Raw genomic sequence first — 13,556 nt, 5'->3', positions numbered from 1 at the left:
GCCACATTCACTAATCCGGTCGAGGTCAGCCGCCGGCACCGGAAATTCCCGAACCGCGAGCGCATCCAGAACCGCCGCGGACAGAAGGTCAAGCTGCCCCTCCTTTCTGTCTTCTGCCCGGCCCGGCCCGGCCCGTGAGCCAGCCGCGGCTCCATCCCCGCGCGAAGCCGTCGAAGTAGGTTTCCTGAAGGGAATTGTCGTCGAGCCCGGACCGCCCGTCGCTAGAGCTCAACACGCCCCACCTCGGGGCTCGGCTCGCCGACGACGTCTTCGGCGCTGATAGCGGTCAGAGCCCGGTCCAGCCAGGTGTCCAGCAGGTCGAGATCGGCGCAGGCGCGGATCTGCTCCTCCACCGCGGCCGGAACGGGGACACCGCGCCGGCTCAGGACCCTCAGCACGGAGTCGGCCTTGCCCTCGGCCTTGCCCTCGGTCTTGCCCCTCGCCTCGAGCTCGCGGAAGAGCTCGCTGCGGTACTCGGAGTCGACCACGGTCATATGTTCCTCCCATAGGTCCCGCGCTGCCTTCGACAGCGCGACCAGCAACATGTCACAGATCTTGCGGGAGACCTCCTGGTCAGCGTGGTGCATCCCGTCGTACAGCGCGGCGAACGCGGGTACGAGCGTCGCCGGGTCGTCGCCGCCGTGGCAGATCAACGACAGCGCGGCCAGCGAGAGATTCGCCCTGGCCTGCGCCGAGTCCTCCACCAAAGGCAGGTCGTCCAGGCTCAGGAGACAGGGCCACAGCCGCACGCTGAACCTGTCCGTACCGGCCATGCCGCGGTATCTCTCGGCGTCTCCGGCCTCCGGGCAGAAGACCGCGAGGAGCACGCCGACGTCCAGCTCCTGCTCGAGGGAGGTCGCGTAGTACTTCCACGCCCGCCATTTGCCCGGCACCCATCGGCGCTGCACCTCGATGACGAGGGCGTACACCCGCTTGCCGGCGCGGGTGAACACCAGGGTGTTGTCAGCGTGGTAGCTGGTCGGTGCGAGCTTCTGGAACGTCGCGGGGCCCCGGTGGGCGTCATCGTGCCTCGGCAGGCCGATGTGGAACGTTCGGTCCAGCAACGCCGCCGTCGCGTCCGGAAAGGCGGCGAAGGCCGCCACCGCCGATTCGTGCTCACCACTCGGCATAGCTCGCTCATCCCTGTCGGGTCAGTCAGTGACTGACCCGACAGTACCGGACTGATCGAGAAAGGGCCAACGGGACATTCCGGCGGCGCGTGTCCAGGCGGCGCGGCCGACTCGGCGGGATGCCCTGGCTCGCGTCGCCGCCTCGGCGGCCCGATCAGCCGAACAGTCTGCCGGTCGTGGTTGCGACGACTGGGCATGTTCTGTCCGAGGTGGCGCTAGTCTGGCGGCATGGTGGCGGGGTGGGCGCTGACGCGGCGGTGGCACGTGGATGTCGCGCTGACCGCGTCCTGTCTCTGTTAGAGCGCGCCCGACCACCCGAGTAGGCCGTCCGCCGTGCCGGCGGACCGCCCATTCCCCCATCCGTGACGCCAAGGCGGGACAGCGTCGTCTCGCGCGATCTCTCGGTCGTCTCGCGCGATGTCTCGATTCCGTTCTCCGCTCGGAAGGCAGTTGCATGCACCGCCCTTGGATGACGCGCCCTCGCCGGCTCGCCACGCTCGCCGTCGCGGCCACGGCTGCCGCCGCGCTCACGCTGTCCGCCTGCGCGTCCGATGACAGCTCGGACGCGGCGGCCTCGCCGTCGCCGGGCGCGACCGGCATCGCCGCGCTGCACCTCGTGACGCCCGGGCAGCTGACGATCGGCACCGACTCCCCCGCCTACGACCCCTGGTTCTCGAACAACGACCCGAAGAACGGCCTGGGCTTCGAGAGCGCGGTCGCCTACGCGGTCGCCGGGCAGCTGGGCTTCACCAAGGATCAGGTGAAGTGGGTCACCGAGCCGTTCGACAAGTCGTTCGCGCCCGGCGCGAAGGACTTCGACTTCGACATCAACCAGATCTCCATCACCGACGAGCGCAAGCAGGCCGTCGACTTCAGCGACGGCTACTACACCGTCGCGCAGGCGATCGTCTCGCTGAAGTCCAGCAAGATCGCCGGAGCGAAGTCCCTCGCCGACCTCAAGGACGCCAAGCTCGGCGCCCCCGTCGGTACGACGAGCCTCGACGCCATCAACCAGCTCGTGAAGCCGTCGTCGCCGGCGGCCGTCTTCAACACCGTCAACGACGCGAAGAGCGCATTGGAGAACGGCCAGATCGACGGCATCGTCGTCGACCTGCCGACCGGCTTCTACCTGACCGCGGCGGAGATCGAGAACTCGGTCATCGTCGGCCAGTTCCCGTCGACTGGTGCGCCCGAGCAGTTCGGCCTGCTGTTCGAGAAGGGCAACCCGCTGGTCAAGGACGTCAACGCGGCGCTGGCGAAGCTGTCCTCCGGCGGCGAGCTGGCCAAGCTCGCCGACCAGTACCTGGCCGCGGCCGGCGCGCCGGTCCTGAAGTAACGACGACGAGTAACGGCGATCGGATAGCTGTTTTTCGGTGAGCGTCGTCGAATCACGCCCCGGCCCGGACCCGGAGCCCCCACGCCGGGGGCCCGGGGCCGGGCGACGCGGGCGCGGCAACCTGTCGAGGTCCGCCTCGCCGGCGGCGGGCGGCTGGGTCGTGAGTGACCGACAGCTGGCCCGCGAGCGGTACCGGCGGCGGGCGCGGCGCAGGTCCGTGCTGGTCGCCGCGGTCAGCACGCTCGCGGTGGCGGCGGTGGCCGTCGTCGCCGTCGGCGGCAGCTCGGGCTGGCCGCTGGTCCGGCAGCGGTTCTTCTCCGCCTCGGAGATGGCCGACGCCTGGCCGGCGGTCGCCCACGGCCTGCTCGTCAACCTGAAGCTGTTCGTGCTGTGCGCGGCGGCCGCCGGAGTGTGCGGACTGTTGCTGGCGCTGCTGCGCACCCTTTCCGGTCCGGTGTTCTTTCCCGTACGGTTTCTCGTCGCCGCCTACACCGACCTCTTCCGCGGGCTGCCGGTGATCCTCGTGCTGTATCTGGTCGGCTTCGGCCTGCCCGCGCTGCGGCTGAAGGGAATGCCCCGCGACCCGGTGGTGCTCGGCGGGATAGCGCTGGTGCTCACCTACTCCGCGTATGTCGCCGAGGTGATCCGGGCGGGCATCGAGTCGGTGCATCCCAGCCAGGTCGCCGCCGGCCGGTCGCTCGGGCTGACCTACGCGAAGACGATGCGGTTCGTCGTGCTGCCGCAGGCGCTGCGCCGGGTCGTGCCGCCGCTGCTCAACGACGCGATCAGCCTGCAGAAGGACTCCGGCCTGGTGTCCGTCCTCGGCGTGGTGGACGCGGTGCGGGCGGCGCAGATCGCCACCTCCACCCATTTCAACTACTCGCCCTATGTCCTCGCCGGCCTGCTGTTCCTCGCGGTCACGATTCCGCTGACCCGCGTCACCGACCACCTGGCGGCCCGCTCCGCCCGCCGCCGAGGAGCCGACCACCGTGGCTGAGCCGACGGCCGGACCGACCACGAAGCCGCCCGAGAAGCCGAGCCCCGGCGCGGCCCCTGACACACCGGTGCTGTCCGTACGCGGGCTGCGCAAGGCCTACGGCGCGACGGTCGTGCTGCGCGACATCAGCTTCGACCTGTTCCCCGGCCAGGCGGTCGTGCTGATCGGCGGCAGCGGCTCGGGCAAGTCCACGCTGCTGCGCTGCCTGAACCTGCTGGAGACCGTCGACGACGGCGACATCCACCTGACCGGCGAGGAGATCACGGACCCGCGGGCCAACGTCGACCGAGTGCGCCGCCGGATCGGCGTCGTCTTCCAGGCGTACAACCTGTTCCCGCACATGACCGTGCTGGACAACGTCACCCTCGCCCCGGTCCAGGTCCACCGCCGGCCTCGGGCGCAGGCGCGCGAACGCGCCCGCGAGCTGCTCACCCGCATCGGGCTGGCCGACAAGCTCGACGTCTACCCGGACCGGCTCTCCGGCGGCCAGCAGCAGCGCCTCGCGATCGTCCGCGCGCTGGCCACCGACCCCACGCTGCTGCTGCTCGACGAGATCACCTCCGCGCTCGACCCCGAGCTGGTCGGCGAGGTCCTCGGCCTCGTCGGCGAGCTGAAACGCGACGGTGTCCCGATGGTGATCGCCACCCACGAGATGGCCTTCGCCCGCGAGATCGCCGACGAGGTCCTCTTCCTGGACGCCGGCGCCGTCGCCGAACGCGGCACCCCCGCCCAGGTCCTCGACGACCCGACCGAGCCCCGCACCCGCCAGTTCCTCTCCCGCCTCTGGGCCCGCTGAGCCCTCCGAACAACCAATCGGCCAACCGCCCGCCGGGAATTTCCCCGGTGCGACGAGGCGACAATCTTCGCGGTTGTTCGACGCGAATCCGATCGTCCGGATGCCGGGTTGGATGAGTTTCGTCGGCCGGACCTGTCGGGGGCTTGTCATTGCTCCGCCTACGGCTGCTCACTACCGTGAGCCAGGTGATCGGAAGCATCGGCGGTCGGTCATTTCCCGGTACGGAAGACAGGACCGATCGGGCCGCCGATCGTTGGCCGTTCGTGGGCCGTCATGACGAACGTGAACTCTTCACCGCCGCGCTCACCGGGGCCGGCTGGCGCGGAATGCTCGTCTGTGGCCCGGCGGGTGTGGGCAAGACCCGGTTGGCCGACGAGTGCACGGCGGCCGCCGAGGCGGCAGGACGGGTGACGATCCGGGCGAAAGGCAGCGCGACCGCCAGCGCCGTGCCACTCGGCGCTCTGGCGCATCTGCTTCCGACAGGGGTGGCCGACGGCCGACGCCAGCTCGACCCGCCCGCCGGCTGGGCCTCGGCGGTGGAAGCCTTCCGCTCCCGCGGCAATGACGAGCGGCCGGTGTTGTTGGTTGACGACCTGCATTTCCTGGATGCCGCGTCCGCGATCCTGCTCGCACAGCTCGTCGAAGCCAATGCGGTGTTCCTGATCGGGACGGTGCGGTCGGACAGACCGCTGGCCGACGTGCTCGCGGGGCTGTGGAGCAGCGAGCAGGTGCTGCGCGTCGACCTCACCGACTTTTCTCGGGACGCCATGGACACCCTGCTGCACATGGTTCTCGGCGGGCCGGTGGATGCGAGCACCGCCGCCGACATCTGGTCGGTGGCGCTCGGGAACATGCTGTTCTCCCGCGAGCTGGTGCTCGGCGCGCAGGCGTCGGGAACCCTGGTACAGCACGGTGGGGTGTGGCGGTTGACCGGGCCGCTGACGAGCACGACGCGGCTGGCGGAGCTGATCGGGAGCCGGCTGGACGGGGTGGCCGGATCCGCGGTGACGGCGTTGGAACTGCTCGCGTTGGCGGAACCGGTCGGGGTGAGCGATCTCGAGGAGGAGGCCGGGGCGGCGGACGTGGAGGCGCTGGAGCGGACCGGGCTGCTGGTGGTGCGGGTCGACGGCCGACGGCACGAGGCCGTGCTCGCTCATCCGCTGTACGGCGAGGTGCTGCGCGACCGCATGCCTCGGCTGACCCGGCGGCGCCTGCTGCGCCGCCACGCGGAACGGGTGGAGCGGTACGGCGCACGCCGCGGGCAGGATCCGCTCCGGATCGCGTCCTGGCGGCTCGACGCCGACGGCACCGCGGATCCGGAGCTGCTCGTCGCGGGGGCGAGGCTGGCCCGTTTCGGTCATGACTTCCGGCAGGCGGAACGTCTCGCCCGGGCGGCACTGCTCGAGCACGGCGAACGGGTCGGACCGATCGAGGCGCAGGCGCAGGCGTATCTGTTGCTCGGCGAGGCGCTGAGTGAGCTGGGATCCGCGGCCGAGGCGGAAACGGTGCTGGCCGCCGCCCAGTCGGGCGTGGTGGCTGAACGGGACGTGGTGCGCGTCGTCGCGGCAAGGACCCAGAACCTGCTCACGGGCCTGCTGCGACCAGCCGTGGCGATCGAGGTCAACCGGGCCGCCAGGTGCGGCCTGCGCGACGCCGCCGGACGCGCCGAGCTGCTCGCCGGTGAGGCCCGAGCCCTGGTGACGGCCGGTCGACCCGGCGAGGCGTTGCGCGTGGTGGAGCTGCTCGCGGGCGACGCCGAGCCGCGCACCCGGGTCCTGCGGGCACTCGCCGAGGCACCGGCACTGGCCATGACGGGTCGGTGCGAGCAGGCCGTCGCCGTCGCCGGGCGCGGCTTCGCCGACCACGCCGAGCTCGGCGACGACGTCGCCATTCCGCATCCGGGAACGCACCTGGTCTGCCAGGTGTACGCGTTGGCGGAATCGGGCCGGCTCGCCGAGGCGACCGAGGTGGCCCGCACCGGCTACGAGCTGGCCACCCGGGACCGATCGCCGATCGGCCGGATCTGGTTCGCCCTGAACCGGGGCCGGTGCGCCCTGCTCGCGGGGGGCGCCGCGACCGCCTGGCGGTGGTTCGCCGAGGCCGACGCGCTGTGCTGCGACCATCCGTTCGTCGGCCCACGCCGGCTGGTGCTGGCCGGAGCGGCGGTCGCGGCGGCCTGGCTCGGCGACGAACCGGCCGCCCGGGCTGCCGTCGACGACCTCGATGCCCTGGAGTTCGCCGGCCACCTGGCTGTGGACCAGGAGATCGGCCGCGCGTGGGCCGCGGTGGCCCGCGGCGACCTCGCGCAGGCGCGCCGGGTGCTGCTGGCCGCGGCGGACCGGGCGGCCGGCACTGGTCACCACACCTCCGAGGCCTGGCTGCTGCACGACGCGGCCCGGCTCGGGGACGCGGCCCGGGTGCACGGCCGGCTGCGGGAACTGGCCGACGGCGGCGAGGGGGCGTTCGGCCCCGCCTACGCCGTCCACGCCCGCGGCGCCGCGACCCACGACCCGGCACTGCTGACCGAGGCGGCCGACCGGTTCGAGGCGATCGGCGCGCTCCTTTACGCCGCCGAGGCCGCTACCGCCGCCTCTCATGCCTACCTGCGCCTCGGCGAGCCACGTGCCGCCGTCGCGAACCGCGCCCGCGCGGCCCTGCTCGCTGGCAGGTGCGAAGGCGCTCGTACCCCGGGTCTGGTGGCCACGCTGGCGGTCGAACCGCTGACGCCACGGGAGCGGGAGATCGCCATGCTCGCCTCGCGCGGACAGAGCAGCCGTCAGATCGCCGGCCACCTGTTCGTTTCCACGCGCACCGTCGACAATCATCTGCGGAACGTCTACGGCAAACTCGGAATTGCCGGCCGACGCGAACTCGCGGCGGAGCTGGGCCGAACGGCGGGAAACCCCGGTGCGGACGACGGTCAGCCGCCGGCGGTGATTTCGTCGGCCGGTTCCATAGCCGGTTCCGCGGCAGGCTTCGTTGCCGGTCCGCCGGTCACTGCGTCCGCACCGCGTCGGCGGCGCCCATCAACAGCGCCTCCGCGGTGACGTCGTAGGCCAGCCGCCAGGCCTTTTCGAGCTCACTGTTCCACCGCTCTCCCAGCGCCTCGGCGAGCGTGCCCAACAGCGCCGTCCCGGCGATGCGATAGTGCACCGGGCGCACCCCGTACCCTTTGTGCCGCACACCGAGCGGTCGAGCGCGCCCCAGAAAGACGTCGTGCCGCCGGATCGAGAAGATGATCTGCTCGAGCTCCGTGACGAACCTGGCCCGCTGTGCCGCCAGATCGGTGCCGAACATTCCGACGAGGGTCGGGTCCGCGGCGAACAGGCGCCGGTAGAACCCCGCGGCGACGCCGTCCAGCCCGGGTGCGACGAACGTCCAGGACTCCTCGACCAGCGTGACCTGCTCGGGGGTCATGGCGGTCCCTTCACCGGCGCGGCGTCGACCCGTCCACCGTAGCGGCCTCCGACCCGGTGCGACCGAACACGGCTGGTCAGGCAGCCGTCAGACGGATCTGAGTAGTCGCTACTCAGCGGCATTCGACGGCCGGTCCACAGCATGGACGTCGACGGACCGCCGGTGAGGCAGATGAAACCGACCGGCGACACGCCGCGCGCCGGCGGTCCGCATCCAGGTATTCGTCCACCGAGGAGACCCGACATGGAACCAAATCCGACGGCTACCGCAGAGCCGCGCAGGCCGCGCAGGCCGCGCAAGGGAATTCTGGCCAGGGCGATCGTGGTGCTGGCCATACCCGCAATGCTCGCCGGGATACTCGCCGACTCCGCCTCGGCCGTTCCCGGCCTGGTCCACGTCACCGCGGTCGACACCCTCGCCGATGCCAACCGTGAACACAGGGACATTCACGCGACCGCGAACTGCCCTCCGGGCAAGCAGGTGCTCGGCGCGGGGGCAGAGGCCAAGGGCGCGCCCGGGCAGGTCCTCCTCGAGGAGATCAAACCCCTGCCCTCGGGCTTGGGTGCAACCACCAGCGCGACGCCCAGGGACGGCAGCAAGACCGCCCAGTGGTCGGTGACCGCGTACGCGATCTGCGCGGACCCGCTGCCGAACCTCCACCTGGTCGAGAATGTCAATGACAGCCACTTCGAAGACAAGTCCGTCACCGCGACGTGTCCGCCCGGGCAGAGGGTCGTCGGCGGCGGTGCCTCGATCGACATCAGCTGGTCAGTGGTGATCATCGATCAGATCACGCCGGACCCAGGCCTCACCAGTGTGACGGCGCACGCGAGCTCGGGCCCGCTGGGATATAACCTCCAGTGGCACCTCTCCGCGTACGCCCTGTGCGCCGACGCGCCCCCTGGCCTCGAGCTGCGCACGGCGGCGCCGCTCGAGGTCCCCGCCGGGTCCGCCAACGCCTCCGCCACCAACGCCGTGGGCTGCTCGCCGGGCAAGCAGGTACTCGGTTCCTTTGGCTCGATCGTCGGCGGCGACCGTCGGGTCTTGTTGACCAAGGTCGCGCCGCTGGCCAACCAGCGGGTTTCCGAGTTCGGCGCGAGCAACCTCAGAGGTTCGGCCGGGGTCGGACCTGCCTGGTCGGTCATCGCGCAGGCGGTCTGCGCCGATATCTGAACCGCGGCACCACCGACCGCGGTTGAAAGGCAGAGCTCACCGCTCAGTCGGCCGCCGCCGCCGTCGAGGTGGCGGTGGCCGGCGTGGTGACCAGCTCGAAGGTGCGCCACATGGCGGCGTAGCGGCCGCCGGCGGCGAGGAGCTCGTCGTGGGTGCCGGTCTCGGCGATCCGGCCGCGGTCGAGGACGACGATGCGGTCGGCGCCGCGGGCCGTCTGCAGGCGGTGGGCGATGAGGATCGTCGTGCGCGCCCGGGAGATTCGCTGCATCGCCGCCGCCACCCGGGCCTCCGTCGCCAGGTCGAGGTTGGACGTCGCCTCGTCGAGCAGGAGGACGGCCGGGTCGACCAGCTCGGCGCGGGCCAGGGCGATGAGCTGACGCTGTCCGGCGGACAGCGACCGGCCGCGTTCGGCCACCTCGTGCAGGTAGCCGCCGGGCAGGGCGGCGACGAAGTCGTGCGCGCCGACGGCCCGCGCCGCCGCCTCCACCTCGGCGTCCGTCGCGCCGGGACGGCCGTAGGCGATGTTGTCCCGGATGGTGCCGGTGAACAGGAACGCCTCCTGCGGCACGTAGCCGAGCTGCTGGCGGAACCCCGTCAGGTCGAAGGCACGCAGGTCCTGGCCGTCGACACGGACCGCGCCGGCGTCCGGGTCGTAGAACCGGGCCAGCAGCTTCATCACCGTCGACTTGCCGGCGCCGGTCTCCCCGACGAGCGCGACCGTCTCCCCGGCGCGCACCCGCAGGTCGACCCCGCGCAACGCCTCCGGCGGCTTCGCCGCCCGCGCCGCCGCCGCGGCCGCCATCGTCCGCGGATCCTTCCCCGCGACGGTGATCCGGGCCTCGGCCCAGCCACGGTCACTGCCGCGACCGCGGGAGGCGGCGAGCCCGGCCGCGACCGACGCCGACGCGGCGGACACCGGGCCGGTGGGGTAGGCGAACCGGACGTCGTCGAGCACCAGCTCGCCGCGCAGCCGGCCGGCGGCGAGCGGCTCGGCCGACGGCGGGGTCAGCGTCTCCAGCCGCATCAGCTCGGCGATCCGCCCGACCGACACCCTGGTCTGCTGCCAGGCGTCGAACACCTGGGACAGCTGCTGGATCGGCGAGAAGAACATGTCGATGTAGAGGAGGAACGCGATAAGCGCGCCGGCGGTCAGCTGGCCGTGCGCGATCAGCGCCGAGCCCGCGCCGAGCACGATCGCGTCCGCGACCGCCGACAGGAACTGCACGAACGGGAAGTAGGTCGCGACCACCCGCTGCGCGGCGACCCGGGAGTCCAGGTACGCCCGGCCGAGGTCGTGGAAGTGCCGGGCGGTGCGGGCCTCGTGGACGAACGCCTGCGCCTCGCGCACCCCGGAGATGCTCTCCTGGAAGTCCGCGTTGACGATCGCGATCCGTTCCCGGGACAGCTCGTACAGCTTCGCCGCCCGGCTGCGGAACGGCACGGTCGCCACCACCAGCGGGACCACCACCGTCAGCGTCAGCAGGCCGAGCTCGAGGTTTATCAGCAGCAGCGCGACGCCGACGCCGACGAAGGTCACGAACGCGACCAGTGCCGAGAGCAGGCCGTTCTCGATGAGCGACTCGAACTGGTCGACGTCGGTCGTCATCCTGGTCATGATCCGGCCGGACATCTCGCGTTCGTAGTAGTCGAGCGAGAGCCGCTGCAGCTGCGCGAAGATCCGGATCCGCAGCGAGAGCATGATGCGCTCGGCGACCCTCCCGGTCACGAACGTCTCGCCCACCTGGTTGACCCAGTCGACGAGCGTCAGCGCCAGGAACACCAGGGACGCCACCCACACCACCGCGGTCGTCCCGTCGGTGACGCCCCGGTCGATGCCGGTCTTCACCAGCGTCGGGCCGGCCAGCCCCACGGCCGCGTCGATGACGACCAGCAGCAGGCCGAAGGACAGCGGCCGGCGGAAGCGGCGCAGGAGCCCCGGCAGGCTGAACCGCGGCTCGGGCCGGCTCTCGACGGCAAGGTCGATGTCCGCCTTGTCGCGGACCGGCGGTAGCGCGGCGACCCGCGCCAGCAGCTCAGGGGTGGGCGCCAGGTTCAGCCGCCAGGTGCCACCGCCGACCCCGCCGCCACGCGCGGCCCCACCGCCGAGCCCAGCGCCGAGGGTGGCCACGCCCACTCCCTGAGCCTGGCCGCCACCGGCGCGTTCCGCCGCCTGCCTCGCCCTGGCCGCGTCCCACGCCTCGGCCGTCGTGGCGGGCTGCCCGCCCGCCGCTTCGGCGATCTCGGCGAAGGCCTCGGCGCTGTCGCCGAGCTGGGCGGCGAGCGCCGGGTCAAGACCGGAGAGCAACGCGCGGTAGGTGGCGCTGCGCTCCGTCAGCTCCTCGTGGGTGCCCGACTCGACGACCCGGCCCTCGTCCAGGACGACGATCCGATCCGCCAGGTGCAGCGTGGACATCCGGTGGGCGACCAGCAGCGTCGTCCGGCCGGCCAGGACGTCGCGCAGCGCGTCGTGGATCGCCTCCTCGGTGCGGGCGTCGACGGCGCTGGTCGCGTCGTCGAGGACGAGGACGCGCGGGTCGGCGAGGATCGCGCGGGCGAGCGCGACCCGCTGGCGCTGCCCCCCGGACAGCGAAAGCCCGCGCTCGCCGACGACGGTGTCGTAGCCGAGCGGAAGGCCGACAATGAACTCGTGCGCGCCGGCGGCCCGCGCCGCCTCCTCGATCTCCTCCTGGGAGACCTCCATCCCGGCGTCGAGGCCGGCCCGGCCGTAGGCGATGTTGGCGCGGACGGTGTCGGAGAACAGGAAGCTCTCCTCGAAGGCGAACCCGACCTGGCGGCGCAGGGACGCGAGCCGCACGTCGCGCAGGTCGTGGCCGTCGATGGTCACCCGCCCGGAGCTCGGGTCGTGGAAGCGGCCGAGCAGGGCCGCCGCCGTCGACTTGCCGCTGCCGCTCGGGCCGATGATCGCCACCCGCTCGCCGGCGGCGATGCGCAGGTCGAAGCCGCGCAGCACCGGCGCGCCGCCCGGGTAGGAGAAGTCGACGTCCTCGAAGGCGATCTCGCCGCGCAGGCCGCCGTCCGCGGACAGGTCGACGGCGCCGGGCTTGTCGGCGATCGCGGGCGGCAGGTCGAGGAGCTGGAAGATCCGCTCGCAGCCGGCGCGGGCCTGCTGGCCCATGGTGAGCACGCCGGCGAGCTGGCGGGCGGGGGCGGTGAACTGGGCGACGTAGGTGGAGAACGCGAGGAACGTGCCGATCGTGATCGAGCCGCGGACGGCCAGCCAGCCGCCCAGGGCGAGGATCGCGACCTGGGCGAGGGCCGGGACCGCCTCCAACAGCGGGCCGTACCGGGAGCGCAGCCGCACCGCGCGCATCTTCGTGCCGTAGAGCGTGCCGGTCGCGTCCGCGAGCCGGCGCAGCTCCCGCTCCTCCTGACCGAACGCCTTGACGACCCGGACGCCGTTGACATCCTCGTCGACGATCTGCGCCACGTCGCCCTCGCGCTGCTGGGCGTCCCAGCTCGCCGGGAACACCCGGACGCGCAGCCGGTAGGAGACGGCGACCAGCGCCGGCGCGACCACCAGGCCGACGACCGCCAGGCTCGGGGCCAGCACGAACATGACGACCAGCGCGGCGACCATCATCAGCAGGTTGCCGGTGAGCAGCGGCAGGAACATCAGCAGCCCCTGCACCAGCGCCGAGTCCGAGTTCGCCCTGGCCACCAGCTGGCCGGTCGGCATCCGGCTCAGGTTGTCCTGGTCCATCGTCAGCAGGTGGTCGTGCATGGCGTTGCGCAGGTCGTACTGGACCAGCAGCGCCGCCCTGCCGCCGTGGTAGCGGCGCAGGTGGGCGAAGCCGAAGCTCGCCACCGCCGCCAGCAGCAGGAGCAGCAGCCACGGCCACAGCGCCGCGTCACGCCGAATGATGACGCCGTCGACGATCTGACGCCCGATCAGCGGGACGACAGCCTGCGACGCGCTGCCGAGCAGCGAGCCGAGCAGCGCCAGCACGACCGCGCCCTTGTGCCGCAGCAGCCACCCCGCCAGCCGCCGGATCCAGCCCCGCCCACCTGGCGACTGCCCGTCCGGTACCTGCCCGTCCGGGAGCACGCCGTCCGGGGAACGGTCATCCGGAGACTGGTCATCCGGGGATGGCGCCGGGGCAGGCGGGGGCATGGTCATCGGCGTTCCTTCGCGGCTGCCCGGTTGGCGAGGTAGGCGGCGAGGTGATCGGCGAGGTAGTCGTTGACCGCCCCGTCGAGCTCGGCGAGCGCCCGCGCCATCGCGGCGGGGTCGGGGGCACGGGCGGCGATCCGGTCGAGCCGGTCGAGCATGGCCCCCTCGGCCAGGTCGAGCGCGGCCCGGCCCTGGTCGGTCAGCCGCAGGGCGGCGGCGCGCTGGTCGTCATCGACCGTCCCGCGGGTGAGCAGGCCGCGCTGGCGCAGCGACTCGACGGTCGCGCTGATGGCCGGCTTGCCGAGCGCGAGCCGGGTGGCGATCCGCGACGCCCGCTCGTCGCCCGCGGCGACGGCGGCCAGGACCCGGTACTGCGCCAGGCTCAGCTCGTCCGACGCCCGCTCGAGCACCCTGGCCACGCTCACGAGCGCGCGGATGGCCTCGACAGGTACCCGAACGTCGGCGCGCCGGACATCGGCCGGCTCGACGGCAGCGTCCGGCGCCGCGGCGTCGGTGGGCGTCTCCATGCGCCCGACGCTATCAAATTAGTTCGACTAACGAACCACCTTCACCCG

Annotated in this window: 9 protein-coding genes; 5 read left to right on the top strand and 4 right to left on the bottom strand. The window is 72.3% G+C overall.

The window, feature by feature from the left end:
* Positions 1-221: 221 nt before the first annotated feature.
* A complete protein-coding gene (locus tag FRCN3DRAFT_RS0211530; protein WP_007515481.1) occupies positions 222-1,130 on the bottom strand; it encodes a hypothetical protein in 909 nt (302 codons plus the stop codon).
* A 469-nt stretch (positions 1,131-1,599) separates the two neighbouring features.
* Between FRCN3DRAFT_RS0211530 and FRCN3DRAFT_RS0211525 the strand changes: the two genes are divergently transcribed.
* The 4 genes from FRCN3DRAFT_RS0211525 (at position 1,600) to FRCN3DRAFT_RS44005 (ending at position 7,306) form a co-directional block, all read left to right on the top strand.
* On the top strand, positions 1,600-2,466 hold the full coding sequence (locus FRCN3DRAFT_RS0211525; RefSeq protein WP_027140480.1) for an ABC transporter substrate-binding protein: 867 nt from the start codon (positions 1,600-1,602) through the stop codon (positions 2,464-2,466).
* A 160-nt stretch (positions 2,467-2,626) separates the two neighbouring features.
* Positions 2,627-3,463, top strand: coding sequence for an amino acid ABC transporter permease (locus FRCN3DRAFT_RS0211520; protein ID WP_007515485.1), 837 nt, complete (start codon positions 2,627-2,629; stop codon positions 3,461-3,463).
* Positions 3,456-4,259 (top strand): amino acid ABC transporter ATP-binding protein, encoded by an 804-nt coding sequence (locus tag FRCN3DRAFT_RS0211515; protein WP_007515486.1) that lies wholly within the window; start codon positions 3,456-3,458, stop codon positions 4,257-4,259. Before FRCN3DRAFT_RS0211520 ends, FRCN3DRAFT_RS0211515 begins: the two co-directional genes overlap by 8 nt.
* 263 nt (positions 4,260-4,522) lie before the next feature.
* The gene (locus tag FRCN3DRAFT_RS44005) at positions 4,523-7,306 is read left to right on the top strand and encodes a LuxR C-terminal-related transcriptional regulator (RefSeq protein WP_007515487.1); all 2,784 of its coding nucleotides are present in this window, start codon (positions 4,523-4,525) and stop codon (positions 7,304-7,306) included.
* Here the strand turns inward: FRCN3DRAFT_RS44005 and FRCN3DRAFT_RS0211505 are convergent.
* Positions 7,254-7,676 carry a globin domain-containing protein gene (locus FRCN3DRAFT_RS0211505; protein WP_007515488.1) on the bottom strand — a complete coding sequence of 141 codons (423 nt, stop codon included), beginning with the start codon at positions 7,674-7,676 and terminating at the stop codon, positions 7,254-7,256. The genes FRCN3DRAFT_RS44005 and FRCN3DRAFT_RS0211505 overlap by 53 nt on opposite strands.
* Positions 7,677-7,919: 243 nt before the next feature.
* Between FRCN3DRAFT_RS0211505 and FRCN3DRAFT_RS49385 the strand changes: the two genes are divergently transcribed.
* On the top strand, positions 7,920-8,849 hold the full coding sequence (locus FRCN3DRAFT_RS49385; protein ID WP_007515489.1) for a hypothetical protein: 930 nt from the start codon (positions 7,920-7,922) through the stop codon (positions 8,847-8,849).
* 43 nt (positions 8,850-8,892) lie between these two features.
* Here the strand turns inward: FRCN3DRAFT_RS49385 and FRCN3DRAFT_RS0211490 are convergent, their stop codons facing one another.
* On the bottom strand, positions 8,893-12,987 hold the full coding sequence (locus tag FRCN3DRAFT_RS0211490; RefSeq protein WP_007515490.1) for an ABC transporter ATP-binding protein: 4,095 nt from the start codon (positions 12,985-12,987) through the stop codon (positions 8,893-8,895).
* Positions 12,984-13,508, bottom strand: a complete 525-nt coding sequence (locus FRCN3DRAFT_RS43990) for a MarR family winged helix-turn-helix transcriptional regulator (protein ID WP_007515491.1) — start codon at positions 13,506-13,508, stop codon at positions 12,984-12,986. The genes FRCN3DRAFT_RS0211490 and FRCN3DRAFT_RS43990 overlap by 4 nt, the downstream gene beginning before the upstream one ends.
* Positions 13,509-13,556: the final 48 nt, after the last annotated feature.

Origin of the sequence: Pseudofrankia saprophytica, assembly GCF_000235425.2 — a bacterium.
GTDB classification, from domain to species: Bacteria; Actinomycetota; Actinomycetes; order Frankiales; family Frankiaceae; genus Pseudofrankia; species Pseudofrankia saprophytica.
Note: the sequence above shows the minus strand (reverse complement) of the source record. Positions and strands in the feature narration are given on the sequence as shown.